Raw genomic sequence first — 25,471 nt, 5'->3', positions numbered from 1 at the left:
GAGGTGGATGAAGTTGAGAGAGTATTTGAGAACATTATGGGAAGATATGTGTTTAGTATATTGAAATACAACAGATAAAAAACTCTTTTTTTGAGCTGGAATTCTGGATTCCTGCGCCGGAGTCATCTGACCCAGGCGCAGGAAAATGACACTTATTCGTATTCCTTTCTCAGGCGTTTGGCTGCTGAGACCATATTTTTCAGAGACTCCAAAGTTTCAGGCCAGTCTCGGGTTTTCAGACCACAATCAGGGTTTATCCACAATCTCTCTGGAGGAATCACCGTGAGAGCTTTTTGCAGGAGTGAGTATATTTCGTCTGTCGAAGGGACTCTCGGGCTGTGGATGTCGTAGACACCCGGCCCGATTTCAGCTGGATACTGGTAGGCTTTGAAGGCTTCGAGCAGGTCCATGCCGCTACGACTCGCTTCAATGCTGATGACATCGGCATCCATCTCGGCAATTGATTTCATGATGACATTGAACTCACTGTAGCACATGTGCGAATGTATTTGAGTGGTATCCTTCACGCCGGAAGAAGTCAGCCGGAAGCAGTCCACAGCCCAGCGCAGATAGTGCTCATGCTCGTTGTGGCGAAGTGGCATTCCTTCACGCAACGCTGCTTCATCTATTTGGATAATCCCGATACCGGCGGATTCCAGATCAAGCACTTCATCGCGAATGGCCAATGCTATCTGCTGGCATACTTCACTCCGGGGTATGTCGTTGCGAACAAAGCTCCAGCAGAGGATCGTGACCGGCCCTGTCAGCATCCCTTTCAGAGGCTTATCGGTCAGTTTCTGAGCATGATCGGCCCAAGCCACGGTCATTTTTTCAGGGCGTGATACATCACCAAAGATGATGGGCGGCTTGACGCATCGGCTCCCGTAACTTTGCACCCAGCCATTGGAAGTGAAGCAGAATCCCTTGAGTTGTTGGCCAAAGTATTCGACCATATCGTTTCGTTCGGGTTCCCCATGAACCAAAACATCAAGGTCCAATTCCTCCTGCCGATCAACCACTGTTGCGATATGGGACTGCATTGCTGTTGTATAGGTTGACTCGCTTATCTCACCTTTCTTGAATTTCAGTCGTGTCTTCCGTATTTCGCTCGTCTGTGGATAGGAGCCAATGGTTGTCGTGGGAAAGAGTGGAAGTTTGAATCGTGCTCGCTGCACAAGGGAACGTGCGGCAAAAGGCGATGTGCGAGTGTACATCTCCGGTGTCAAAGCCTGAATTCTATTGCGGGTGGCTGAGTCCATAACATCTGCATGAATTGCCCGAGCTTCCAGTGCAGCCTTGTTCTCCTTGATCAGTCGGGGTGGGGCGGATTCAAGCATGTTTTGCTTGAGCGCTGCAATCTCGTCGCATTTTTGTACGGCGAAGGCCATCCAGTCACGCAATTTCGGGTCTAGATTCTCTTCGACGGTGATATCGACAGGGGAATGCAGAAGCGAGCAGCTTGAGCCAACCATGATTTGGTCTGTAGCGAGAGTCTGCCTCGCAGTGTTCAGGGTGTGGGATGCTGCTTCGAGGTCGGTTTTCCATATATTTCTTCCATCCACCAACCCCAGGGAGAGAGTGAGATTGGGTGGAATTCTGGATAGGACCGTTGTCAATTGGTCCGGTCCTCGGACCATGTCGATATGGAGTCCATTGATCGGCAGTGAAAGGGCCAGGTCAAGATTGTCGTCAAGTTCACCAAAGTAGGACGTGAGAAGCAGGGGTGTGCCCTTGGCCGCGGCCTTGAGTTTGGCATAGGCGAAGGGGAAAGCCGTGCGCGCTTCCTCGGGGATGTCTGTGCACAGGATTGGTTCGTCAATTTGAATCCATGCGCTGTGCGGTGCCAGTTCTGAAAGGATGTCGCAATAGACCGTTGTCATGCGTTCAAGATGGTCCCACCGTGTGCTTCCATCGACCTCTTTTGCCAGCATGAGAAAGGTGATCGGGCCGACCAGAACAGGTTTCGGTGAATAGCCGAGGTCTTTCGCCATCAGAACATCGGCCAGCAGTTGGCCGTTGTTCTTTTTGAAAGGGGTGTGCCGGGACAGTTCAGGCACAATGTAATGGTAGTTTGAGTCAAACCATTTGGTCATTTCCATGGCCGGAATGCTCTGTTCCACATCCCCTCGTGCCATCTGAAAATAGGTTTCGAGATCAAGCAAGGTGCCGTCCCAGCCGAATCTTTGAGGGATGGCACCAAGCATGGCAAGAGTGTCAAGGACATGGTCGTACAGGGAGAAATCCCCGATTGCGATCAGGTCCATACCTGCCTTGGACTGAAGTTCCCAGTGGTGTTTCTTGAGTTGGTCAGCAGTGGAAAGGAGTTCGTTCTCCTGTATTTCGCCTCGCCAATACTTTTCAAGAGTCCATTTCAATTCTCGGTTTACTCCCATTCTGGGAAAACCCAATACGTGCGCGTTCATGTCTACTCCGTGTTTCCGGGTGAAAGACAAAGAGCGGGGTGCCCCTCTTTTCAGGATACCAAAGAAAGCACGAGAGTCCATGATTCTCTGTTTCATGGTGCTCGGCATCTGGTTTGCAGGAGAGGGCTGGTCGCTCTTTGGCAAGACGTCTTCTGGCTCCCGACCCCAATGTGTTGAAATCCTTCCCCAGTATGGTGAATTCCAACGGGCTTTGTCGGTTACAGCGGCGCGTCCGCAGCGGCTTCTCACCGCTTTCCGTTTCTTGCCAAATCCTTATATCTAGATTTATTGATATTAAAGTGTTGGGAAAAAGACAAGCCTTTTTCCTTGGGAATGCTTCCATAGTGTGCTTTCACTCATGGGGAGCATTTGGCAGAGAGAAAAAAGACTCTTCGCTTGCATTGGATTTGCTCAGCAGTCATTATTCGGAGTGTAAGAAATTTGGAAACACTCAAAGGAGATATTCAATGACACGAACAGCGATAGTTACCGGATCTTCACGTGGTATTGGCGCTGCCGTAGCAATGCGGTTGGCCCAGGATGGATTTGCCGTCATTGTCAATTATGTTGGACATAGAGTGGCTGCGGAAGCACTTGTTGAATCGATTCATGTCTCGGGAGGGCAGGCCGTTTGTCTCGGAGCGGACGTGAGCAAGGCGACTGATGCCGGTTCACTGTTTGATCTCGCGGAAGAGACTTTTGGTGGTGTGGATGTCCTTGTTAATAATGCCGGTATCATGCAGCTCGCCCCCATTGCTGAAACAGATGAGGAAACCGTCACCAAACATCTGGATATCAATTTGAAAGGAACCTTTAACATGTTGCGCGAAGCGGCCACGAGGGTGCGGGATGGCGGGCGTATCATCAACCTGTCGACAAGTGTCATTGGTTTGCGGTTTCCTGGCTACGGTATTTATGCGGCTACCAAGGCCGCAGTGGAATCGCTGACAGTGACTATGGCTAATGAGATGCGTGGCCGGAACATTACGGTTAATGCTCTCGCTCCTGGCCCAACCGGGACAGATTTGTTTCTGGAGGGAAAAACCAAGGAAGTGGTGGATCGGTTAAGTAAGGCGGCTCCCCTGGAACGGCTTGGCACACCGGAAGACATAGCCAGCAGTGTGGCCTTTCTCGCCGGTCCTGACGGTGGCTGGATCAATGGGCAAGTCATCCGTGCCAATGGCGGCATTGTGTAATCTGCAATGATGTGATGTCCCGGAGAGTTCTGGCAGGGCGAAGGATGGGGTATGCTCTAAGTTGCCATCCTCCATTCGCTCCTGCTGAATCCGTGAATGACCTTAGAAGTGCAACTCGGTAAGACTGCCCAGAGCATCCCGCAGACTTTAAGTGGTTGAAGACCGTGGAGTGAGCAAAAAAGAGTTCCTTTCCGGAAGGGCATCCTTTTTGAAAGCTCTCTTATCTAATTAATTTTCGAAGATTATTTTTTAGGTGCTATGAAAAAGAAGGGTTGCTTGAGATTCGGAATTAGATGTTTTAGAGTGCCCGCTCTTTTATCGTGTTATCGGGTTATCGTGAGGGGGGAAGCTTTCCAAAAGGGGTGGTTCGTGAATGTGTAATTATCATGGAGTCTGTCAAGGAAATGTTGTGTGCTTGCCGAATTGAAACACTAGGCCGTGAGATGGACGGGATTTTATATCTTTCCCTCCACTTGGCATCACAGGGAATGCCGACACTCCTTGGTGATCGGGTGGTTGATGAAATTGTGAAAACCGCTGATTGTCCTGTCATCTATTTTGACAAAGATCAGCATAAGCCAACGAATACCGCAGTCCTTTCCAAAGGGGGAGCGGTATATAACATCAACGCAGAAGGGTTGGGACTGTTGGCATCCGGTCCTGCGGTTTTGAAATATACGAGGATTATTGATCACGTATCGATGATATGTGCGTGGGGTGACGTTCAAGCTCGGCTGATTCGTGAGGCTCTTTCCGAAGAAAAGATTTCGCGTGTTCATTCCATCGGGTATCCTTCCTTTGACCTCGCCGACGAGAAATTCAAGCCTTACTATCGCGACCCAAAAATCGTTCAGAAACACGGTGAAGGCTATATTCTCATCAACACGAACTTCGCTCCCGGTAATCATGCCATGGGTTTTGAACGGTATATGGCGATGATCAGCAAGGTTGAAGAGTGGAAAGAGCTTTATACTTCTCCGGAATTTATAGAGAAATGTACTCGGCAGGCACATTATCAGCAAAAGCTTGCGACCGAGTTTTGTCGGCTTGGTGTGGTCTTGGCCGAGAGGTATCCTGATAGACATGTGATCCTGCGCCCTCACCCAACGGAAAATATGGCAACATATACGCAAGGCCCTCGCCCAAGTAACTTCTTTGTTGAATCTTCAGGGGCCGTGCGTGACTGGATAGCTTCTTCCGGTCTCGTAATTCACCATGACTGTACTTCTGCAGTGGAGGCCGCTTTAATGGGGCTTCCCGTGGTTCACTATAGGCCTGTTTTTGATCAAGCTTCTGTTAACTCGCTCATGGCTGATTTTGGCCTGAAGGCCTCGAGACCGAGTGATGTTTTCGAGGCGATTGAGGGCAAGTTGTATTCTAAAGAGGAAGTCTTGGAGACCATAGCCCCATATTTGACGAATACGCGACAAAGTGCTTGTCGCGAACTTGCAAAATATGCAGCTCAGTTCAGTGGAGGCACTCCGGCATGGATACCCAAGCCCCTTGGAGTAATAGGGCAATTGAGAGAGTGGCGCAAATATCTGAGCAAGGTCCTTCGTGCAAAACAGCCTGGTGTTAATGGAACCAAGGTCTCGTATATACTGAATAAATTTCCAAGAACTCCCGTTGAGGTCGTGCGAAAAAAAGTAGAGCGGCTTAGAGAGCTTGAAGGGACATTTCCTGAAGTCTCAGTGATTTCGTTGGCTTTAAATACGTATTTGATTGTCCCTCGCTGATTTTTGAACTCTTCACGAAAGAGGCTCTCTCGGATATGCCTTGTGCAAGTAGGGCTCATTCGTTACTCAAAAGGACATGTACAATTGAAACAGTGGATAATCTGGTGTTAAATTCGAATATTGATTCTATATTGGTTATTGCAGCTCACCCTGACGACGAAATTCTCGGGTGTGGCGCTAGCATGGCTCGGTTGGCGGCAGGAGGCGTGAAGGTGCATGTCGTCTACGTGGCGACAGGGGTTGCAGGTCGTTATGAGAATCCCGTAGAGAATACTCAAAAAATTGCCGAGCAGGTCTTCGAGCTCAAAAAGGATGTCGCTCAGGCTTGCGATGTCATAGGCGTCAGGTCGCATTCCTTTTTGGACTTTCCAGACAACCGATTGGATACCGTTCCTTTGATGGATATCTCGCATAAGCTGAAAAAAAATATTCAAAAATTGCGTCCTTGCGCAGTGTTAACGCACCACCATGGAGATTATAATTGGGACCATAGCCGTGTCTTTGAAGCGACACTGATGGCTTGTCGGCCTAATTTTGGTGATTATTACCCTCAGGAACTTTATTCTTACGAAGTTCTCTCGTCTACTGAGCGAGCCCCAGCTGAGCCTCATAGAGCATTTCTTCCAAATGTCTACGTGGACGCTTCCGAGGGGTTGGATGCTAAGCTCAAGGCAATTCAGTGCTACCGAACGGAGCTTAACCCGTACCCCCATCCAAGGTCTGTAAAGGCTGTAAAAAATCTTGCAGGTGTGCGAGGGAATGAAGTTGGGCTGGAATTCGCCGAGGCTTTCAGGTTGATTCGTAACATAGTGTCGTGATGCTATATGTCTTCGTGTGCGAATGAACAAAATTTCAGTCTAAGTATTGAATAAAAATAACATTCAGGAGACGAGATCAGAATGATAGATAAAACGTGTTTGCAAGATGTGATGCTTCGCTTTGGTGATAAATATAATGAGATGGAAAAAGTTCTTAGGACTTGGGAAGCAGGAGAACCGGCATCGCGAGACCTGCTGCGTTTGAAAACAATGCCAGGTAGACTTTTTATTGAACCTACCAATCGGTGCAACCGAAATTGTGAGTATTGCGCACATAGTTCGATGGAGCGTGACTACTCAATGTTGTCTCTTGAAGATTTTCGACGTGCTATTCGTGATTTGCCAGCCGGGACCTACATTACCATGACCGGAAATGGTGAACCGCTTCTAAATAGCAATATATATACGATGATAGCAGAGGCCCGAGCAAAAGGATTGCTTGTTGGGTTGATCTGTAACGGTACAGTCCTTACGGAAAAAAACGCTCGGAAATTAATAGAAGCTGGGCCAAATAGAGTTCAGATTTCATTTGATTCGATTGATAAAGCCGTTTTTAATCAAAGCTATGGTAATCCCAAAGGTGCGTGTCGATTTGAATCTGTAGTGTGCAAAGTTCTCAACTTCATTCGCCTGGAACGGACCGAATACAAGAAAGGGATATTTATCACTATCGCAATGGTAATGACGGAGAATGTCAAGTCTAAAGCAGAGGAAACTCGTGCTTTTTGGGAAAAAATGCCTCTCGATAATCTGTATGAGGGGCCATTGTTATCACTTCAAACATACGCAGGGACGTCGGAAGAAAACAGCACTCTCAAAGAGGATTGGAAGATTTGTGCAAATCCGTGGACCTCTATGAAGATCAATGCTGATGGGACTGTCAATGCCTGTATTCAGGATTTTTCAAATCGGTATATTATCGGTTCTGTGCGCGAGCAATCGCTTACCGAGATGATGAATTCTGAAAATGCCTTGGCTTTACGCGAGGCTTTATATAATAACGACTCGGAATTCTGCTCAAAGATTGGGTATAATTGTCAACAGTGCAATGCATGGACTTCTGAAGCTAAGCATGATCTGTGTGGGTACATGCAAAATTCGTTTCCCATGACTTATGGGTTGATGGTTGCTGAAGCATGCGCTGTGGGTGATCGAGAGCCAGAAAAAATAAAGCATTTGGAAATGACTCTGGCAAAGCTTAAAGAAGAATACGGAGTCACTCTTTAGGGAGAATCTTGTGAATTTTCAGAAAATAAAGATAAATGAATCTCTTTGTATCGAGAAAGGGAGAACTCTCATTATAGCTGAGATCGGTTCAAATCATGGAGCCGATCTCAACTGCGCATTGGACTCTATTGCAGCTGCCGTTGAAACCGGTGCGGATGCAATAAAGTTTCAGTCAATCAAAATTGATGAACTTTACCATTCCCCGAGTGTCAAAACACAAGAACTTCATCGTGCTATCGACCTGAATGAGCAATGGCATGATGAGTTGAGTTCTGCTTGTTTCAAAGCTGGGGTGCTCTTTATGTCTTCTCCCACATACCTGAAGGCTATTGCCTTTTTGGAGTCTGTTGGAGTTGAGTTGTATAAGATTGCTTCGGCTCAAGTTGGAGTATTTCCTCAATTAGTGGAAGCTGTCGCTGCAGTGAAGAAGCCGACTCTCCTTTCGACGGGATTGGTTTCACCTGCTGAAATGGAAACCGTTATTGCCGCTTTCAAGCAAGCCGAAAATCGCGATTATTGTATTCTTCACTGCAACAGTCTTTACCCGACTCTTCCTGGACAGACTTGTTTGGAGCATATGGATATATGGAATGCTCTTTTCCAGTGCCCTGTTGGGTTTTCCGACCATACTACGGGTATTGCCATCCCTCTTGCGGCTGTTGCTCGTGGAGCATCGGTCATTGAGAAGCATTTTACTCTTTCACGGCAAATGGGAACCCCTGATGCGAGTTTTTCATTGGAGCCAGATGAGTTTTCGGAAATGGTTCGTGGAATCAGGGATGTTGAGAAAGCCTGTAATACCGATGAAATGATCTTTGATATCCCTGATAAATCTTTGGAATTTAAGAATAGTGTCAGATACCGCCTTGTTTTGAAAAAGCCAATGTCGGCTGGGACACGTTTTGAAAAAGGGTGTTTCGAATATAAGCGTCATAATGAAGGTGTGGACTGTCTTGATGAGATGTTTGTTCTGCGATCAATGAAGCTGAAGAAAAATCTAGACACTGGAAGTTTAGTTACGTGGGATGCTCTGGAGGGAATATGAGCCGACGTGTATTGGTGATAAATCTTGGCTGGGAACAGCAGCCTCTTCTTGATCTTTTGGGCCAATCAGATTTCGAGGTGTACGGCGTTCACTACAACGATGATTATTATAAAGATATTCGCTACCGTGATATTTTAATTTCCGATTTGCGTGATCTGCATCGGATCATGCAGTTCGCTGAAAAGATAAAGCCTGAAGCCATTATTTCAGATCAATGTGATTATTCGAATTTTGCACAGGCTTTTATTGCTGAAAGGCTCGGTTTGCCAGGCCCACAGATTAAAAGCGCACAAATTACAAACAGCAAGTATCTTCAGCGTAAAATGTGTTGTGAAGCTGGAATTCCGTGTCCTTCCTTCTCTCTGTGCACGAGCGTAGATGAGGTTCGGGCGTTTGGAGAGCAGATCGGCTACCCGATTATGGTAAAGCCTTCAGACAACAGAGGAAGTTTTGGTGTTAATCGAGTAAACTCTGCCGACGAAGTCGATACTGCATTTTATGAGGCTCTGGAAAATTGTCATTCTCGTCTTCTCATTGCCGAAAAATGCATAGAGGGACAACATATCACTGTTGATGGGTACGTTTTTCGCGATAAGGGGCCTCTTGCCTTGGCTGTTGCGACGAAGAAAAAGCTCCCGGCAAAGAATTCGATCATAGATGGAGAAATTACATATCCAGGTGAGTTGACTGATGATTTGTACGAGAAGTGCAAAAAAACTTTAGAGTTAACAGCACAGGCCTGTGGATTTGTTTTTGGTTTTCTCCATGGGGAATTTATCCTCACTGCGGATGGCGAGATCTTTTTGACAGAAATCGCAAATCGTGGCGGGGGAGTGTATACTTCCGAGGTCATCGTACCCCATGTCTCGGGCATTGATGTCAACGCGATCTACATAAATGATTGTTTTGGTGAGAACGTTGTTCCTGTTTCTAACGCGTCGGAATCCCCACAGAAAAATCCTGTTGTAATGAAACTCTTCGCCTTCAGCGAGGTGCGTGAAGGTGTACTTAAGGCTATTCGTGGTGTGGAGGAAATAGAACGCCGCAATGACGTACTGAAGCTTCGTATGCTTATCAGGAAAGGGGACGTTGTTCGTGATATACAATCCGGCGCTGATAGGCATGGAGTAATTATTATGACCAACCCTGACCTTGAGATGCTAAAAAGCAACTTGAACGAGGTGATCGGGAAGTTGGAGGTGGATATTGAGGGATATTAAACTTCTTGAGTGTACTTTGCGAGATGGGACTTATGTCATTGATTTCATGATAGATCCTGATACTGTATATGCTTTTGCATCCGATCTTCTTCATGTGGGCTTTGAAGATGTCGAGGTGGGGCATGGGTTGGGGCTGGGAGCACATCGGAGTTATTCAGCCGGCTTCACCGATAGAGAGCTTTATGAGAGGTTGGCACCTCTTGCAGAGTCCAATCGACTCTATAGTTTCTTTATTCCATATGTGGGTAATCTCGACGACATAAAAATGGCCCGCCAGAATGGACTTTATGGGCTGCGGATAGGGATGGAACCTGCTTATTTGAAAGAGTATATGCCCATTGTCGAGGAGGCTAAAAAGCTTGGCTATTTTGTGGCACTGAATATCATGAAAAGCTATACCGTCACTCCTACAGGCTTTGGGGAGCTTGCAGAAATGGTGAAAGATGTGGCGGATGTTTTGTATCTTGTCGATTCAGCAGGTCATATTTTGCCAGGAGAGGCTCAAAATTATATCAAAGCTGTTCATGACAAGGTTGGAATGATTCCGCTTGGCTACCATGGCCATAATAATTTGGGGCTCGCTGTTGCTTCTGCTCTTGAAGTCATTGATGAAGGTGTTGAATATGTTGATACTACTCTGACCGGTATAGGGCGGAGTGGAGGTAATGTACCGACTGAAACCATGATCGCTGTCCTCGCCCGAAAGTTTGGTGTTACTCATTATTCGGATGAATTCTTGCTGCGTACTCTGAAGCTTGCAAGAAGCTTTCGAGATTATATTCTTGCCAAAGGAAAGGTTCTGGACATCCGGTCCGAAGATATCCTGTTTGGATATGCAGGATTTCATTCTTCTTTCGAAGGGCTTGTCCGAGATTTTGCAGATCGGAAGGGACTTGATTTTCATAAAGTTATTTTGGATGTCTCCCGTAAGGAGCGAGTATTTCTTTCAAAAGAAATTTTGGATTCAATGATTGATGACCTGGAAAAATAAGAGATAAAGACGTTATGAGCAATATCCTCGATACCATTTCACTGCAGATGAAACAGCGCTATTCTGTTCGATACGGAGAAATGGGATATAATATTCGGACCTTGGGGTGGGGAACTGTGGAGCAGCAACAGTATCGATTCGCTCAAACCATTGATATGGTCGATCTTACAGGGGCAAGTGTTCTTGATATCGGGTGCGGTTTTGGTGACTATGCTGATTTCTTGCGTGATCATGGCGTTGATTACCAATCGTACCTAGGGATAGATATTAATCAAGATCTTTTGCAGGAGGCAGGATACCGCCATGCTGAAAAGGAACGGAATGCATTTAAGCAGTTCAACCTTAGCACTGATTCTTGTGAAGAGCCCATGGCGGATGTTGGGATAATGCTTGGGGTGTTAAATATGCATCTTAAAGACCAGATGGATAACTACGAGTACACGGCGCTTATGATAAAAAAAGCACTGAAGCTTGTACGGAAAGCCCTTATCGTTGATTTTTTGAGTTCTCAACTTACCCCAGAATATCCTCGTGAGGATTTTGTATTCTACCATGAACCAGGGCGGATGCTCGATCTTTCATTTCAAATGAGTTCAAACGTAAAAATGAAGCATGACTATCTGCCTATTCCCCAAAAGGAATTTATGATTTTGATCGGCAAAGAATAATGAATATTTTCGATTTCAATATCCATTTTACAAACAAAGAGAATTGTAAGAATCCCCATGTAGAGTCTGATGAAACACGTATGCAACCTTCGGATCTGATGATGTGCTATGATTCTTTTCGAGAGGATCTCTGTGCTCATACATCTGGTGCTAATTTCATGCTCTTCAATCAGTCTTTATTCTTTGATAAAGATCTACGAACCTTTTTTCATAAGGTTCGAGAAGACCTCCCGGCCTCTCATTTTTCCGCTTTAATCGATTTTCGGCATGAAGATGCCGAGGGTGCGGTCGATAATGCCGCTATGCAAGGAGTGCGATCCTTGAAGTTTCACTCATACTTCCAGCGCATTTCGGAAGTTGATTTTGAGGCGGCCTTGCGAGTTGCCAAGCGAGCTGAGAGTCTGGATATGTTCGTTTGCGTCGATACAAGCTATGGCACTTCGGGTATGTATGCGTTTGATAATCTTAAGTTGGCATGTTTGCTGGCGGATGAACTTTCCTGTCCGATCCTCTTGCTTCATAGTGGTGGTTTAAGAGCGCTTGAGGCAATGCTTTTGGCTGAGGAAAAGCAGAATGTATTCCTGGAAACCTCTTTTTCGCTGGCCTATTACGCAGGATCCAGGGTGCAGGATGATCTTGAATTTGCATACAAGAAGCTTGGTCCGGAAAAGTTGATTTACGGGTCAGATTACCCTTATGTCGATTTCAGCAGTAGTTTAGAAGTACTGACTAACCTCGCAAAAGCGTGTCGTTTTTCTGATGCTGAGATTGAGAAGGTAGCATGGGAAAATTCGATAAAGTTGTTTTCTTAGTAGGTTTGAACTTTACGTTAGAAATTATTTGGGAAAATTGCATATGTTTTTTAAAGAGATTCAACCTCGGATGGCTGACGCCCATTTGATTATGGATTGGCGGAATGATCCTGTCACCTTGCAAATGTTTTACCATTCTTCGCCAAAAAAAATGCCCGAATTTTACACAGAGTACTTGGAAGAGTACTTTCATGAAAAGCAGTGCCCGGCTGTCTTTGCTTTTCTGAATGACGTCCCTGTCGCCTTTTTACGCTTTGAAGAGTATCAGGATTTAGAATGTGTTGGTCGTGCCATGGATATCAGTATTAATGTTAATCCTGCCGAACGGAAAAAAGGGATGGGGGTACAGGTACTCAAGGCGGCTATGGGCTATTTGCGAGAAAGGGGTATTTCTTGCGTCATCGCTGAAATCAAAGTGGAAAATGATGCTTCTATAGGTGCTTTTCGTTCTGCGGGGTTTGAGTATTTGGATTCAAAGCAGAAAATGATTCATGATATTCAAAAAAGTATACCGATAGTTAGATATGTTAAGATGCTATAATTGGTTAACTTGAAGGGTTCGTTTGAGGCTGCGGGAATGGATAGTATATATGATGCACAGTATTTCTTGTTTGATCTTGATGGTACGCTCGCAGACAGCCTTTCGGTTATGTTCGCTGTCTATACCGCCTTCTCAAAAAAATATGCATTTACTCCGACAACACAAGAGTTTGATATTCTCAACGGTCCTTCACTCTCAGAGATTGTCGAGTATTTAGCTCAGAAGCACAGGCTCCACCACAATCCCGAGAGTCTGCAAAAATCATATGAAGATTTGATCACGGAATCGTATCTCAGCTTAGTCCAGCCTTTTTCTGGTGCAAGTGAGCTTTTGAGAAAACTTCACAAAAGTGGAAAGCGCCTTTTTTTAGTCACGTCATCCAGCAAAATAAATGGCGAGGGCTTTCTTCGGTGTCACGGTTGGGAACAGCTTTTTGAAGGGGCCGTGTATGGTGATGAGGTTAAATCCTCAAAACCGCACAGTGAAATTTACCAGCAGGTGCTTAGTCGCTATTCTCTCAATCCCCGTTATGGTGTGGCTGTTGAAGACTCAATAAATGGTGTGAAGTCTGCCACTGGCGCTGGACTGTTTACAGTCGGTATCAATCAAGATGCTGATTCGTTGCTGGCCTGCGGAGCTTCAATTGTTTTTCCTGCGCTCGCCGATTTTTATCAGGAGGTTAATTGTGCATGATCACATCAAACTTTTAGCCGAAGGGGATGTGAACATTGTTCTTGATCAAAGACTTTCTCTCTATTTAGTTTCTCATGAGAGCGAAGTAACGGAAATATGGAATAGTGTTGTAGAAAAGAATGATGGTCAGCTTTATAATGCGCCATTATGTTTTTTTTCTGGAGTTGAACCCTGTGGCAATAAATGGGTCATGCGTGTTTTTTTTGGGGAGTACAGGCATTTTGTAGCACAACGAAATGGTCTTGAACTTGGATTAACTCCATTGGGTGTCAGTGGCGTTGTTTTATGTAAAGTTGAGGATGAATATTGTGCTGTTATCGGAACACGAAGTGAATCTGTGACTTTATACCCCAGAGCCTTGGAATTTGTTCCATCCGGAGGGGTGGATGATACCGCTTTGATTTCAAAAGAAAGAGTCGATCCACAATGTGTGCTCACGAAAGAACTTGAAGAAGAGCTTGGTGTGCCGCAGGATGCTATCCAAAAAATCGTCCCCATAGCAGTCGTGGATGATTGCGTAGGAGGGGTGGTCGACCTTTGTTATGCTATTTTTTTAGGAGATATACATTTATTAAAAAAAAAATGGTGTGCTGAGAATAATGATGAGTATGAAGCCTTTGAGTGTGTCCCCTTACGCAACTTGCAAAGCTGGTTAAGGTCAACCCCGCCGGGTTCTGTAGTCCCGACAACGATGGTTTTGGCCAAAATGCTGAAAAGAGTTCTTGCTCTCGCGAGTTTGGAATAGAGAGCATTTTCCTTACGGTTTATTAGAACCTCCCTCAAAGAGTTTCAGCGCCTCACTGAGACCATCATGGATTGAGTGCCTCCCACTCTTCTCGAAGAATGCCCAAGAGTATGATCGACGTGCGGCCATCGTGAGTTACGCGGTGCATCCTCCTGCGGCCTTCCACAACAAAACCATTCTTTTGAAAAGTACGCAGGGAGGCAGTATTTTTTTCGTAGACACCTGCATCAACACGGAAAAGCTGAAGGCACGTGAAGGCAAAGTGAATGATCAATGAGATTGCTTCGGAAGCAATCCCTTTTCCCCAGCTTGTTTTATCTCCAACAAATATACCCATCGTCGCAAAAGCATGTTCCCGATTTATAGGGCCTATCTTGACGTTCCCAACATGCTTTTGGGAATTTTTGAGGAAAATACCGAAGAAAAATTCGGTTTCGCTTTCCTTCTTCTTGGCAACGAATTCTCTTACAGACTCAATGGAATGGTGGGTAAAGCGCGATTCAAGATATTGATTGATCTCAGGATCATTTAACCATCCGATGTATTCAGGGGTAACATTGTCAACGGTTAACTCTCTAAGAAAAATTGATGTTCCTTGTAATTCTATCATGTTTTTCTAGCTTTTCGATAGGTCTTTTAGGAAACTTTCATTGCGGATGATAGTACTGTTTAACTTTGATACTTCGGGAGAATTATCCAGAAAATCACGTACTGCATCAAATGAAAAATGGAGACCATGCTTTGGGGTGAGAGCCTCAAATATGGCACTGACAACATTAAAGTCGTCCTGCTCATCGACTGTGACACGATAGTTGCTGTCATCTCGCTCCATAGGCAATTCTGCCAGGGAGAATCTTTTTGGATCACGATTTATATAGTACGTTACGTGTTCTCTTTCCATAGGGATTTCAGCATGTTCCCAAGCTTGTTTGAGGGCCGCATACGAAAAAACTTCGCAATCAAGTCCTTCCGCGACTTGTGGGGAGGTTCGTACATAATCGTAGGTGTTCGAGTTATAGAGTGAAACGGTCGCCGCACAGATGGTGCAATCTATTAACGGACAGTCGCCAGTCACTCTCATGATGTTTTGGGCTTGAGCCATAGTTGCTGCTTGGTAATATCTGTCCAAAACATCGTCTTCGCTACCTCGGAAAACTCGAATTCCCATATGGTCTCCTATCTCCGCGACCATATTGTCCGTTTCGAGATTCGAGGTTGCCAATATTATTTCATCGATGCACGTACAGGCTTTGAGCCTTTCGAGTTCGATTTCGAGCATAGGTCGCCCCATTATGGGCAAACAGACTTTGCCGGGCAGTCTTGTGGATCCCATCCTTGCCTGGAGGATTGCAGTAATTTTTTTGGTCATGGTTACGCCAACCTTTCAAATCCTTCAGCACTTGGTTTCCCGTGGAGCTTGTCAGCAACAGTATCGCCGGAAGCAGAGATCTTGGCAAAACTCTTGTCACAAGCCTTCAGGTAGTGTTCGACATCAGCTTCAGTGTGAGCATACATGGCATACATGCTGTTACATGCAAGAATGCCTTCCTCAAGCATGAGTTGGACAAAATAGGCTTTTTGGGCCTGCGTGTTTTTCCCGCTGAATGCAAAGTGGCTCATGGCCTTCATTCCGCCGACATGTAAGTCAAGAGAGTGCTTTTGGCCGAGTTTTGTCCAACCTTCCTGAACCATGGAACCAATTTTTGTTAGATGTTCATGGACATTATGTGAATCGTACTTTTTGATGGTTGCCAATGCCGCAGTCGGGCCAAGGCGTTCTGTCCAGTTGGTAGAGCTGATGAAGGTCGATTGGGCCGCACTCATGAACTTTTCCCGGCCAATGACAGCAGCAATCGGATAGCCATTCCCCATAGCTTTGGCAAAAACCGCCATATCCGGGCGTTGATCGAAGAGTTTCATATGCGCCCCTCCTGGATACAGACGGAAACCTGCAGAAATCTCATCAACAATCAATGACGCCCCGGTTCTGTCGGCAATTGCACGGACACCTGGGAAAAAGTCAGGAGAAGGTTCTGTCCCGCGGATCGGCTCCATGACGATAGCTGCCAATTCGTGTCCATGCTCAGCAACAATCTTTTCTAATTCTTCAAGCTCATTATAGCGGAAAGGAAAAGCTGTTCCTTTAAGTTTCTGAGGGACCCCGGCCGGGTCAAGACCGTTGATCAGATGTTCCCCAAGAGCGTTTTTTGTCCCAAGGTTTGCCGCTAAATACCAGTCATGCCACCCATGATATCCACAGAAAGCAACAACGTCTCGTCCTGTGGCGGCGCGAGCAATGCGAACTGCTATGGTCATGGCCTCGCCCCCGGATCGGCCGAGCTTGACTTGGGTCGCCCAAGGGTGGGATTCGCAAAGAGTGTCAGCAAGCTCCAACTCTTCAGCGCAGTTAAGCGAACTTGCACAACCAAGTGAAATAGCGCGTTTTACGGCCTCGTCAACATCAGAGTCTGCGTAGCCAAGGACGGTTGCCCCAATACCTCCGATAGACATGTCAAGGTATTTGTTTCCATCGAGATCCCATACATGCGCTCCCTTGGCTTTACTGAAGTAGCCAGGCCAGACTCCTTCAGAGAATCGATCCGGCCGTTTAGAGAGCAATTGGGTCATTCCCGGTATTCTGCGTTTCGCGTTATCTTGTGTTGCCTGGGATTTATTCATGCTATTTCCCCCATAGGGAAGGGTTGAGTATTTGTTCGGACACATCTGGAAATTGTTTTTTTATCCTAGCGATTATTTCTGGAGATATTTGAATTGTAGCTGCATCCAAGTTGTCCAGAACTTGCTTTTGGGTTTCTGCGCCGATGAGTATTTTACATCCCGGCCATTCCGCCTGGACAAATCCTATTGCGGCAGCCGTTAAGGTCAAATTGGATTCGCATAAAATGTGATGCAGATCTGCCAGATCTCTTTTTGCAAAGGCCATGTGCGCTGGCAGTTGATGAGGGGCCATGAACAGGAGACCTTGGAGGAATATGCTCCGAATTTGCAATGCTTTGCCAAGGCTTTGGGCCTTATGTAAAATACCTGCTTTTTCAAATCGTCGATCAAGGAGATTAGCTGGAATCTGGACAACATCAATCGCCGGATTGCTCAAGGCGCGCATTGCTGCATCAGCAGAATATACAGATACCCCGACATTGCGAATTTTTCCTTCATCGCGGAGTGCGTTGACGGCATCGCTTATTTTCGGCGTCCAAGATTCAAGAATTGCTTCATTGTGAAAAAGTAAAGTGTTCAGTTGCTCAACGTGCAGTTTTTTGAGGCTGGCTTCCAGGTCTTTTTTTACCTCTGAAAAGTCCTGTCCGTTCCAAGAACCGTGCGGTTTAGTATTTATCTGCGCAAGCGACGAAACACCCATTTCATGCAAGATGACGCCGAGGATTTTTTCACTTTCTCCATAACCTATTGCAGTATCGAATTCTTGAATACCACCATCCCATGCAGCTTGGAGAATTTCCCGTGCCGTTTTTATATCTGGTTTGCCAGTGGCATTGGCAATGCCATAGTTCATTCCAATTTGAACGGTTCCAAGAATCAAGTTAGTTTTTGACATTGCCTCGCTCCAGTATGGCGTCTACCACGAAAGTCAGTTCTTTCTTTTGCAATCCAAAAAAATCCGCAAGGATGTAGAGGGGGTCTTCGATTGAAAAATATTTTATTGATGCAGCTAGCCTGAGTATATCGACGCTTCTGCATGCGCGATCCAATCATTTCTTGTCTCTGGTGTCACCGATGAAATATTGAATGGGAGGATTTTGGTTTGGAGAGAGGTTTTGGACCATTTCGATTTTTTTAACTCGTCAAGGCTGAACATAGTAAGCTTCTTCGTACCAAATGTCTTTAGAACAATTTCTGTAAATTTTTCCCCGAATGCTTTTCTCTTGTCCGTGACGAGGATATTTTTGTTATTAAGCATTTCAGTTCTCACGCTATATTTCCACTTATTCTCACCAACGAAAGCCCGTGAAGGGTATATAATGATTATCTATGGTTGCTTTTGCAGTGTCAAGACTCAGTGTAATCCAGATGTGTCCTTCGAGAGTGTCGTCATGTAGTCACGAGATTGTCAGAAGTTTGGTTGTTTGGCCCCCTTTGTTTGTCAAAAAACTAGTGAGGACATCATGCCGAAGCCAGTCCACGGATACCACGACATTTCTGACAAAATTTGGGAAAAACTTGAACCACACCTTCCTGGACGCAAGGGCTGCTGGGGTGGCTTGGCTCCTGACCATCGTTTGTTTATCAACGCTGTTTTTTGGATAATGCGTACTGGTGCGTCTTGGCGAGACCTCTCCCCTGGCTTCGGTGGATGGAGCAATACGCCGGCGTCTTATTCGTGGGTGAGATATAAGGAATTTAGGAAAAATTATTATAAATTATGATAGATGAGACGAGCTATGAATGGCTAATGATAGAGGCCAGCCATTGCAAAGTCATCCCCACGTTGCGGGCGCAAAAGGAGGGAATCAAGACATGAGTCACACAAAAGGGGGCTCAATGCAAAATTGCATTTGGCCGTGGATGCGCATGGTCTGTCGCTCAGGATTACTGCTACAAAAGGTACATCAGCAGATTGTTCTCAGGCGATTGCACTGATCGAGTGCTTTGGGGGCTCAAAAACTACTTGCTGATCGCGGATACGTTTTAGATTCAATACCCACTCAATCTCTTCAGCAGGGTATGCAGCCAGTTATTTCACCACGCAAGTAACGGAAAACGCAGCGACACTACGACAAAAAAACTCTACAAAGTTCGGCATCTCGTTGAAAACGCATTTTTCTATTTAAGACAATGGCAATACATGCTCGCCGACAAAGGCTATGATTCCCAACAAGTCTTGGATGCCGTAAAAAAGACAGGTGGTGAGGCGGTAATTCCTCCCGGGAAGCACAGAAAGTATCAAAGGCTATATGATTATAAACGATATAATTTACGTAATACCATTGAACACACATTCGGCTTCTTTAAATAATTCAGAAGAATTGCAACGCGTTATGAAATAAAATCTTCAAACTACAGTAGCTTGATCGCCTTGGCTGCCATCATAATGTGGATTCAGTGAATGTCGATACAACGTAGAGCGGATGACCACATGTTCGCTTTATGAAGTGGTTAATATCAACGGTGATGATATTTCTTTCCCCAACATGGAGTGCGGGGCTTCGGTGAGCCTTGACGGTCCCGAACTGATCCTCAAAGGCATGGCAAACTGCGACGTTTGCGGCATGGGCGCGTCCATCGACGGGACGTTTATCCGCTTCGCCGAGATCGTCTTTGCCTCCGATGAGGGGACGCCCAAGGTGAAACAGGTCTACAAACTGTTGTAAGTAAAAAGGAGGGACATGGCTGCTCCCTCCTTTTTCAAATCTGACTGCTTTTCTGGTGAGCGAGGGCAGTAAGGGCAGCTATAATCGCCTTACGAAAAACAGTCCGCCAGACGACGATGTTGCCCACCACTCGCCATGACAAATCAAATTAGGGGGACACCATACCTAATTCAAAAGGCCAACTCCTCCATATGGCAGTTGGCCTTTGTCTAGATCCCTTTGACTTCTTTGGGTGAAACCATCTTTTTACAGCGTGGGCACCAGAATTTATATCTGGGCCTAGACAGTAAAAGTATCAAGCCTGGTACAATGAAAAGGATTATCCATAGATACGCTGAGACTGGTTACTAGGCCCAAGGCTATACATACTAGGCCTCCAATCCGTTTATCCAATTTATGGATTTTCCCGTCACACTCTGTACAATTCATTTTATTCCTCATGGCATTGTCCATATTGGTATTTATCTACCGTACCATCCGCCACCACCGTCATACCCTTCTCCACCGGAAGTACTACCACCGCCAGAGGAATCTGACCCACTTCCTGGCCCTGACGACCCTGAACTGGAACCGCCACTGCCGCCGGGAGAATTGTTGGATGGATTATTGGGTATCTCATCGACAACAGACCACAATCCACCAAGCGCACCGCCGACAGCAGCGCCAGTCAAAGCGCCAAAAGGCCCCATGGTGATGCCTCCATCGATGGCACCTGAAATCGCCCCGCCGATTATACCGCCGCCGATCCTGCCACCGGGACCATCGCCGATGATTTGAAACAAACTAAACGGGTCCACCCCGTTGACCGGATCATCCAGACAATACCCATACCAGTCTGGATCACCGCCCCTGTCCCCGATGGGATCGGGTGCGGTCCATCTGCCGGTGAAGGTGTCGTAGTCCCGCCAGCCGAATCTCACGAAACCAAGATCGCGGTCATGCAGGCCGCCCGCAAAGCCGATGGGTACGCACAGGCATGGATTGGTGTCCGCTATAATTCCGCCAAAGGAATCTCACGGAGCTACATGGAGTCTATTCGTAATTCCTCATCGCAGCCACCCCTGTCTGCACTATAGTTGGGTCGGATGCTGCATTTAATTTTGCCTGCATATTCATTGAGAAAGGTCATGGGGGTATCTACTGTCAATTCCAGCGATACATCACTCCCTGCGCCGGGGAAAGGGAGGTCGAATACCAGTATGGTTATCAAAGTAACCCCTCGATAAAGTGTGAGATTATTTCTCTCCGCTGGAAAGGTGAATCCTTCTTTGATGACTTGGCCTCTTGAAATGAATCGATACCTCAAAGCCCCTGGGCCAACAGTGCCACGATGAAAAATGTATTTATCAAGAACCCCCACATTCAACTCATAGCAAGTATTGAATTTGTGCTTGAGTGAAAGGGAAATCGTCTCCCCTTTTTTTGTCACATCGAATGGTACATCAACTATGTTCTCGTAAAAACGGTTGTACAGGAAAAATGACTGAAACCAGTTGGAATTATACAATAATACGCCTCCAAGAACGAGGCAGAGAAGGAGTATCTTTAAACCTTTCATAAAAATCCCTTTTCAGCCGGGAGACAATTGTCTCCCGGCCGTATTGTTGCATCAGTGCTTTTCCGCAGTGCGTAAAAACCGATAACGTTCGCGCAAAGCATCGGCATAGTCCTGGCAATTATTGGACTTGCCTCCCCACTTGCACAGCTTGTAATTTCCCGGATAAAGACTCTCTTCAGCCTGTCTCATGCGTTTATCGTCGAAGTGTGTTTCGTCAAGTTTGTATTTGATGATATCTTGATCTCTTTTGATACCATTTTTAAACAGACCTACATTATCTCCCGTACCATCTTCGTAGAAACCGTGTTCATGCTTGAGTTCATAGTTTCTCTTATCGGCGGTAGAGCCGTCGGTGCCTATACCGGGCAGTATCCACAGTCCTTTTTTACCGAACCGGAACAGTCCCACCGGGTTCACCCCGTTGACCGGATCATCCAGACAATACCCATACCAGTCCGGATCACCGCCCCTGTCCCCGATGGGATCGGGTGCGGTCCATCTGCCGGTGAAGGTGTCGTAGTCCCGCCAGTCGAATCTCACGAAACCAAGATCGCGGTCATGCAGGCCGCCCGCAAAGCCGATGGGGATGCGGAAACCGGGATTGGTGTCCGCTATAATTCCGCCAAAGGGATCGTAGAGGATTTCCTTTATCATGTCGCCATCCGTGTCAGCAACCACGCGCAGGGAACCGACCTGGTCGTAATGCAGGGCGAACACCGCCCCGTCCTCGCGCCGCATGGATAAGGGCAGCCGCGCGTTATCTGCGTAACCGAACTCGTACCCCATGTGCCCGTCGTGGAACGCGCCGAGGCGGATGAAGTCGAACCATTGGTAGGCCTCGACAATTTGGCCGTTGAGGTACTTGGCGGCCCGTCGGCCCTCTTCGTCGTGGCGAAAGGTGTAGACGCGGTTCTGGTTCTCCACTTCCATCTTGAGCAGCCGTTAGTCCGGCGCGTACTCGTACAGATGGTACGCGGAGCCGTTCGACCAGATGGAACGGGACCCGTTCTTGTCATGTGTGTACCCGTTGTTGCCCGCGCTCATAAGTCGGTTGTCCAGGGTGTAGCGATAATCGCGATGACTGGACCCCACGGTGGCGGGGAAATAGTCCCGCTGGCGACGGCCTTCCCGGTCGTACCAGCACTGGCAGATGAGCCGGTTTTCCCGGTGCGCCTCGAAGAGCCTCCCGGCCTTGTCGTAGGCATACCTCCAAACGTTGGTCCGACCGGCCACGGTTTCTGTTCTCTCCACGATTCGACCGTTCCGGTCATGCTTCAGCCTCATTTCAAATACGCTCATAGGATCTCCTCCGGACCACTGAGCTAGACGGCCCTGTTTTTGTTTGCGGAGAGCGTACCATGGGTTTTTCGGCCCAAATGAGCGAAACACGGCGTTGTCGTTCAACAACGATTTCATGTCGGCAAAATGCACGCATCCGTCGCCCAAAAACAGGCTGGGTTCGATCGATTGTGCTTGACAGGTTTTTCAGGCGCGTATTTAGCCGCGCTGGCCAGTGCTCAAAGTAAACTCATAATCAACCCTCCATTACCCGAGGCAAATACGAGCTGTTTGAAATAACTTTTGGTGAGATTGAAGATGGCGAAATGCGTATTGCCAGGGAACGGCCATTTCTGGTTCGTCACTTTGCATCCGTTCGACGATGGCAACGGGCGCCTCGCTCGGGCGATCACCGACATGGCCATGGCCCAGGACAAGAAAACGTCCCTACAGTATACCCTTACAGATTCCGGCATCCCGGAGGGCGTATGACCCGATCCTGGAGGAGGCGAAAAAGGGCGAAGACGACCTCGCTGGGTGGCTATATTGGTTCCTCGAAACCGTTGAGCAGGGGATGCGGAACTCCCGCGAGTTGACCCGACTGACCATTATGAAGGCAGACTTCCGGAAACGGTTTTCCGGGGTCACCATCAATGACCGCTAGCGGAAGGTGCTTAACAAGGTGCTCGACGCTGGCCCAGACGGTTTCGAGGGCGGCTTTTCGAACAAGAAGTACAACGGCATGACAAAAGTATCCTCTGCGATAGCGACACGCGATCTGAAAAGGTTGGTTGATGCCGGGATGCTCGTCCAGACCGGCGGGGAGGGAGTGTGCGGTATGTGATAGAATGGCAATAAATGGTTAAAGCCGCACGGATTGGTCGTAACTGTTTGAAAAAAAGCGGATATTTCAGCCGAGAGTGTTGGGGGTGGTCATGTGCTGCAAACATTCTCCAAAAGAAATGGATTATGTGGAAAATCCATTTTGAGAATATCAGTTGCCGAAATGGGGCAGGCTCCCCCCTTGTTGTTAAGGGGTATCTGGAACCTCTCTTTTGCCTCTAGGTAAAACTCTTCGTAGGTAAGAGATTGCCTATACATTGATGGCCTGTCCGTCAGATACGAGTTTTGTGAGCAAGGTCTTACGATTTCCAATCGCCTTGGCCACAATGTGGTCCGTAGTGCGTACCTTGTCTTGCAAGCACTGCTTGCTGCCTGTGATAGTCGCCATATTCGAGGTAAGATTTGAATTCATCGTTTGACTCCTAGTTAGAGGCTTGGGTACAATTTTTTTTGATAAATTTTTAATATTTTCATTTAGATAACGAATTGATCGCCCCATGCGTACAAACGCTATTCCTTTGCCTTTATGGCGGTCTTGACGGAGTTTTGATGTGGACTGGTACAAAGAAACATATCTGGGAGACAATACGCTAGGCAGTTAGCGAGGGTTAAGAGCAAGCTACTCGACGTAAAGATAGTCGTCGAACACCATCGCAACGACTACATCTTGGTAGATCAGGAGATTCGACATGGTCGCTTACTTGGTGAGCGATTGGCAAAAAAAGTTGAAGAAAGAGGCTGTCCTCAAAGAAAATGACTAGTTTCCAAATTCACGCCATCTGCTGGAGATAGTGTTAGGTACGCCTCTAAAAACAAAAATGGCGGAAGTGTACAGGAGTCGAATCTGCCTACGACATCACTGCCGTACATTGGTTTTTAAGACCAAAGCAAGGTTTTTGCATCTTTTTGCATTGTCTTGCATGTAGCTTATTATTTTGAATAAATCTAAAAAATGACTTGCTTGACGTTGCACCGTTTTACCCCTGTTTTCACCCTAAATGTTGGGTACTTTGTTGGGCACAACGGAGCAAAGCGATGCCGAGAAAGGAAAGATTTAAGACAGGCTATCCGGGTGTTTACTCCGTAGATGGTACAAACAAGGTCAACGGGAAGCCGGAGAAAATCTACTATATTTTGTACCGAAAAGCGGGAAAACTCGTCGAAGAGAAGGCCGGAAGGCAAAAAAGAGACGACATGACCCCGGCACGGGCCTCCCGAATTCGGAGCATGCGAATCGATGGCGACGAGCAGTCCAACAGGGAACGTCGAGAGCAGGAAGAGGCAGAACGCAAGGAGCGCGAAGAGCGTCCTACGATTACACGTCTGTGGGACGAATACGAAGCCCAGAAGACCAACTACAAGGGGCATCTTCCCGACAAGAGTCGATACAAGAAATACCTTAAGCCGGAGGTCGGCGACAAGGTTCCTGCCGACATCATTACTCTCGACGTAGACCGGTTGCGCCTGCGTTTGCTCAAGAAGGATAAGAAGTCACCTCAGACTGTGAAGCTCATCCTTTCACTCCTGAAGCGACTCATAAACTTCGGGGTAAAAAAGGACTGTGCCCGCTGCCTGATCCATCCAAACTTAGCATTGAGATTCCCCAGGTAGACAACGTCAAGACAGAGGATTTATCTGCTGACCAGCTCAAGGCACTCCTCAAGGCTATCGATGTAGACTCCAATATCGACGTCGCAAGAATGATGAAGCTGGCTGTGTACACAGGCATGTGGCGTGGCGAGTTGTTTCGTCTCAAATGGAAAGACCTGGACTTTGAGCGCGGTTTTATTCTGCTGGACGATCCTAAGGGTGGTGTGTCGCAAAAGATCCCGATGATGAAAGCTGCAAGGGAACTGCTTGAGTCCCACAGTCGAACGAAGAGCCCCTATGTATTCCCTAGCCAAAACGGTGGGCAGCGCAAGGATGTCCGTGGTCCTATCAAGCGCATCAAAGAACGGGCAAATCTTCCGAAGGATTTCCGCCCTCTGCACGGCTTGCGTCATGTTTACGCATCCATGCTCGCCAGTTCCGGCAAGGTGGACATGTCCACGCTTCAGAAGCTCTTGACGCATAAGAGCCCGCAGATGACGCAACGATATGCGCACCTGCATGATGATGCCTTGAAGAAAGCCGCGAATGTGGCTGAGGATATTATTACGGATGCCATGAAGGATGATGCAGAGAAAGAAATTATCCAGCTTTCCAAACACCGCTAACTGAATGAAATTCGGCAGCATTGCCCCGCCTCGCTAACCCACTAGAATAGCGCGGATTTCGCATTTCCGCCAAAACATCTTGATGGAAAAGCGCTGTCAAGTGGATTTCTTGC

General features: G+C 46.9%; 25 protein-coding genes, 1 tRNA gene, 1 pseudogene and 1 riboswitch. Of the genes and pseudogenes, 17 read left to right on the top strand and 10 right to left on the bottom strand.

What is annotated here, in order from left to right; genetic code table 11:
- Positions 1-152: 152 nt before the first annotated feature.
- Complete coding sequence (gene metE / locus BN4_RS06850) at positions 153-2,423, bottom strand: 5-methyltetrahydropteroyltriglutamate--homocysteine S-methyltransferase (protein ID WP_015414652.1); 2,271 nt, start codon at positions 2,421-2,423, stop codon at positions 153-155.
- Positions 2,424-2,552: 129 nt separating this feature from the next.
- Positions 2,553-2,727: riboswitch (cobalamin riboswitch) on the bottom strand.
- Between the two features lie 163 nt (positions 2,728-2,890).
- Here metE and BN4_RS06840 point away from each other — a divergent pair.
- The 12 genes from BN4_RS06840 to BN4_RS06785 all read left to right on the top strand — a co-directional run bounded on the left by BN4_RS06840 (position 2,891) and on the right by BN4_RS06785 (position 14,115).
- A complete protein-coding gene (locus BN4_RS06840; protein ID WP_015414651.1) occupies positions 2,891-3,619 on the top strand; it encodes an SDR family oxidoreductase in 729 nt (242 codons plus the stop codon).
- 386 nt (positions 3,620-4,005) lie between these two features.
- Complete coding sequence (locus BN4_RS06835; protein ID WP_041720184.1) at positions 4,006-5,355, top strand: surface carbohydrate biosynthesis protein; 1,350 nt, start codon at positions 4,006-4,008, stop codon at positions 5,353-5,355.
- Between the two features lie 104 nt (positions 5,356-5,459).
- Positions 5,460-6,173: a PIG-L deacetylase family protein gene (locus BN4_RS06830; protein WP_231856587.1), complete on the top strand. Its 714-nt coding sequence runs from the start codon at positions 5,460-5,462 to the stop codon at positions 6,171-6,173.
- An 81-nt stretch (positions 6,174-6,254) separates the two neighbouring features.
- Positions 6,255-7,400 carry a radical SAM/SPASM domain-containing protein gene (locus BN4_RS06825; RefSeq protein ID WP_015414648.1) on the top strand — a complete coding sequence of 382 codons (1,146 nt, stop codon included), beginning with the start codon at positions 6,255-6,257 and terminating at the stop codon, positions 7,398-7,400.
- Positions 7,401-7,410: 10 nt separating this feature from the next.
- On the top strand, positions 7,411-8,445 hold the full coding sequence (locus BN4_RS06820; protein ID WP_015414647.1) for an N-acetylneuraminate synthase family protein: 1,035 nt from the start codon (positions 7,411-7,413) through the stop codon (positions 8,443-8,445).
- 77 nt (positions 8,446-8,522) lie between these two features.
- Entirely contained in the window at positions 8,523-9,665 is a 1,143-nt protein-coding gene (locus tag BN4_RS06815; RefSeq protein ID WP_231856586.1) for an ATP-grasp domain-containing protein, read from the top strand.
- Positions 9,652-10,656, top strand: a complete 1,005-nt coding sequence (locus BN4_RS06810; protein WP_015414645.1) for a beta/alpha barrel domain-containing protein — start codon at positions 9,652-9,654, stop codon at positions 10,654-10,656. The genes BN4_RS06815 and BN4_RS06810 overlap by 14 nt, the downstream gene beginning before the upstream one ends.
- Before the next feature lie 14 nt (positions 10,657-10,670).
- A complete protein-coding gene (locus tag BN4_RS06805; protein WP_015414644.1) occupies positions 10,671-11,324 on the top strand; it encodes a methyltransferase in 654 nt (217 codons plus the stop codon).
- Positions 11,324-12,136 (top strand): amidohydrolase family protein, encoded by an 813-nt coding sequence (locus tag BN4_RS06800; protein WP_015414643.1) that lies wholly within the window; start codon positions 11,324-11,326, stop codon positions 12,134-12,136. Before BN4_RS06805 ends, BN4_RS06800 begins: the two co-directional genes overlap by 1 nt.
- A 43-nt stretch (positions 12,137-12,179) precedes the next feature.
- Positions 12,180-12,677 (top strand): GNAT family N-acetyltransferase, encoded by a 498-nt coding sequence (locus BN4_RS06795; protein ID WP_015414642.1) that lies wholly within the window; start codon positions 12,180-12,182, stop codon positions 12,675-12,677.
- A gap of 36 nt (positions 12,678-12,713) precedes the next feature.
- Positions 12,714-13,370 (top strand): HAD family hydrolase, encoded by a 657-nt coding sequence (locus tag BN4_RS06790; RefSeq protein ID WP_041720182.1) that lies wholly within the window; start codon positions 12,714-12,716, stop codon positions 13,368-13,370.
- Complete coding sequence (locus tag BN4_RS06785; RefSeq protein ID WP_015414640.1) at positions 13,363-14,115, top strand: hypothetical protein; 753 nt, start codon at positions 13,363-13,365, stop codon at positions 14,113-14,115. Before BN4_RS06790 ends, BN4_RS06785 begins: the two co-directional genes overlap by 8 nt.
- Positions 14,116-14,179: 64 nt before the next feature.
- Here BN4_RS06785 and BN4_RS06780 read toward each other — a convergent pair whose 3' ends face one another.
- Genes BN4_RS06780 through BN4_RS06765 form a run of 4 tightly spaced genes read right to left on the bottom strand, consistent with a single transcriptional unit; the run spans position 14,180 to position 17,689 of the window.
- Positions 14,180-14,725, bottom strand: coding sequence for a GNAT family N-acetyltransferase (locus tag BN4_RS06780; RefSeq protein ID WP_015414639.1), 546 nt, complete (start codon positions 14,723-14,725; stop codon positions 14,180-14,182).
- A gap of 6 nt (positions 14,726-14,731) precedes the next feature.
- Entirely contained in the window at positions 14,732-15,484 is a 753-nt protein-coding gene (locus BN4_RS06775) for a cytidylyltransferase domain-containing protein (RefSeq protein WP_041720181.1), read from the bottom strand.
- Positions 15,485-15,486: 2 nt separating this feature from the next.
- Positions 15,487-16,794: an aminotransferase class III-fold pyridoxal phosphate-dependent enzyme gene (locus BN4_RS06770; protein WP_015414637.1), complete on the bottom strand. Its 1,308-nt coding sequence runs from the start codon at positions 16,792-16,794 to the stop codon at positions 15,487-15,489.
- Position 16,795: 1 nt separating this feature from the next.
- A complete protein-coding gene (locus BN4_RS06765) occupies positions 16,796-17,689 on the bottom strand; it encodes an aldo/keto reductase (protein WP_015414636.1) in 894 nt (297 codons plus the stop codon).
- Positions 17,690-18,257: 568 nt separating this feature from the next.
- Here BN4_RS06765 and BN4_RS18110 point away from each other — a divergent pair.
- Together BN4_RS18110 and BN4_RS06745 are read left to right on the top strand one after the other, a co-directional pair.
- Positions 18,258-19,108: pseudogene (locus tag BN4_RS18110) on the top strand (IS5 family transposase).
- A 112-nt stretch (positions 19,109-19,220) separates the two neighbouring features.
- The gene (locus tag BN4_RS06745) at positions 19,221-19,463 is read left to right on the top strand and encodes a hypothetical protein (protein WP_015414632.1); all 243 of its coding nucleotides are present in this window, start codon (positions 19,221-19,223) and stop codon (positions 19,461-19,463) included.
- 461 nt (positions 19,464-19,924) lie between these two features.
- Here the strand turns inward: BN4_RS06745 and BN4_RS18105 are convergent, their stop codons facing one another.
- From BN4_RS18105 to BN4_RS18100, 4 genes are read right to left on the bottom strand one after another with little or no spacing between them, the layout of a single operon-like run.
- Complete coding sequence (locus tag BN4_RS18105; protein ID WP_322785978.1) at positions 19,925-20,461, bottom strand: RHS repeat-associated core domain-containing protein; 537 nt, start codon at positions 20,459-20,461, stop codon at positions 19,925-19,927.
- A gap of 23 nt (positions 20,462-20,484) precedes the next feature.
- Positions 20,485-21,021 carry a hypothetical protein gene (locus BN4_RS06735; RefSeq protein WP_015414629.1) on the bottom strand — a complete coding sequence of 179 codons (537 nt, stop codon included), beginning with the start codon at positions 21,019-21,021 and terminating at the stop codon, positions 20,485-20,487.
- A gap of 51 nt (positions 21,022-21,072) precedes the next feature.
- Entirely contained in the window at positions 21,073-21,951 is an 879-nt protein-coding gene (locus BN4_RS06730; RefSeq protein ID WP_015414628.1) for an RHS repeat domain-containing protein, read from the bottom strand.
- A gap of 12 nt (positions 21,952-21,963) precedes the next feature.
- Positions 21,964-22,410, bottom strand: coding sequence for a hypothetical protein (locus BN4_RS18100; RefSeq protein ID WP_231856585.1), 447 nt, complete (start codon positions 22,408-22,410; stop codon positions 21,964-21,966).
- 207 nt (positions 22,411-22,617) lie between these two features.
- On the opposite strand from BN4_RS18100, the gene BN4_RS18315 reads away from it, so the two are divergent.
- Complete coding sequence (locus BN4_RS18315) at positions 22,618-22,791, top strand: Fic family protein (RefSeq protein ID WP_083863079.1); 174 nt, start codon at positions 22,618-22,620, stop codon at positions 22,789-22,791.
- A 1,170-nt stretch (positions 22,792-23,961) separates the two neighbouring features.
- Here BN4_RS18315 and BN4_RS17690 read toward each other — a convergent pair.
- Positions 23,962-24,052: transfer RNA gene (locus tag BN4_RS17690), tRNA-OTHER, on the bottom strand.
- A 125-nt stretch (positions 24,053-24,177) separates the two neighbouring features.
- On the opposite strand from BN4_RS17690, the gene BN4_RS18095 reads away from it, so the two are divergent.
- Positions 24,178-24,753 carry a hypothetical protein gene (locus BN4_RS18095; protein ID WP_015414624.1) on the top strand — a complete coding sequence of 192 codons (576 nt, stop codon included), beginning with the start codon at positions 24,178-24,180 and terminating at the stop codon, positions 24,751-24,753.
- Positions 24,702-25,358, top strand: coding sequence for a tyrosine-type recombinase/integrase (locus tag BN4_RS18090; RefSeq protein ID WP_322785977.1), 657 nt, complete (start codon positions 24,702-24,704; stop codon positions 25,356-25,358). The genes BN4_RS18095 and BN4_RS18090 overlap by 52 nt, the downstream gene beginning before the upstream one ends.
- The last annotated feature ends 113 nt before the right edge of the window (positions 25,359-25,471 follow it).

This window comes from Pseudodesulfovibrio piezophilus C1TLV30 (assembly GCF_000341895.1).
Taxonomy (GTDB): Bacteria; Desulfobacterota; Desulfovibrionia; order Desulfovibrionales; family Desulfovibrionaceae; genus Pseudodesulfovibrio; species Pseudodesulfovibrio piezophilus.
Note: the sequence above shows the minus strand (reverse complement) of the source record. Positions and strands in the feature narration are given on the sequence as shown.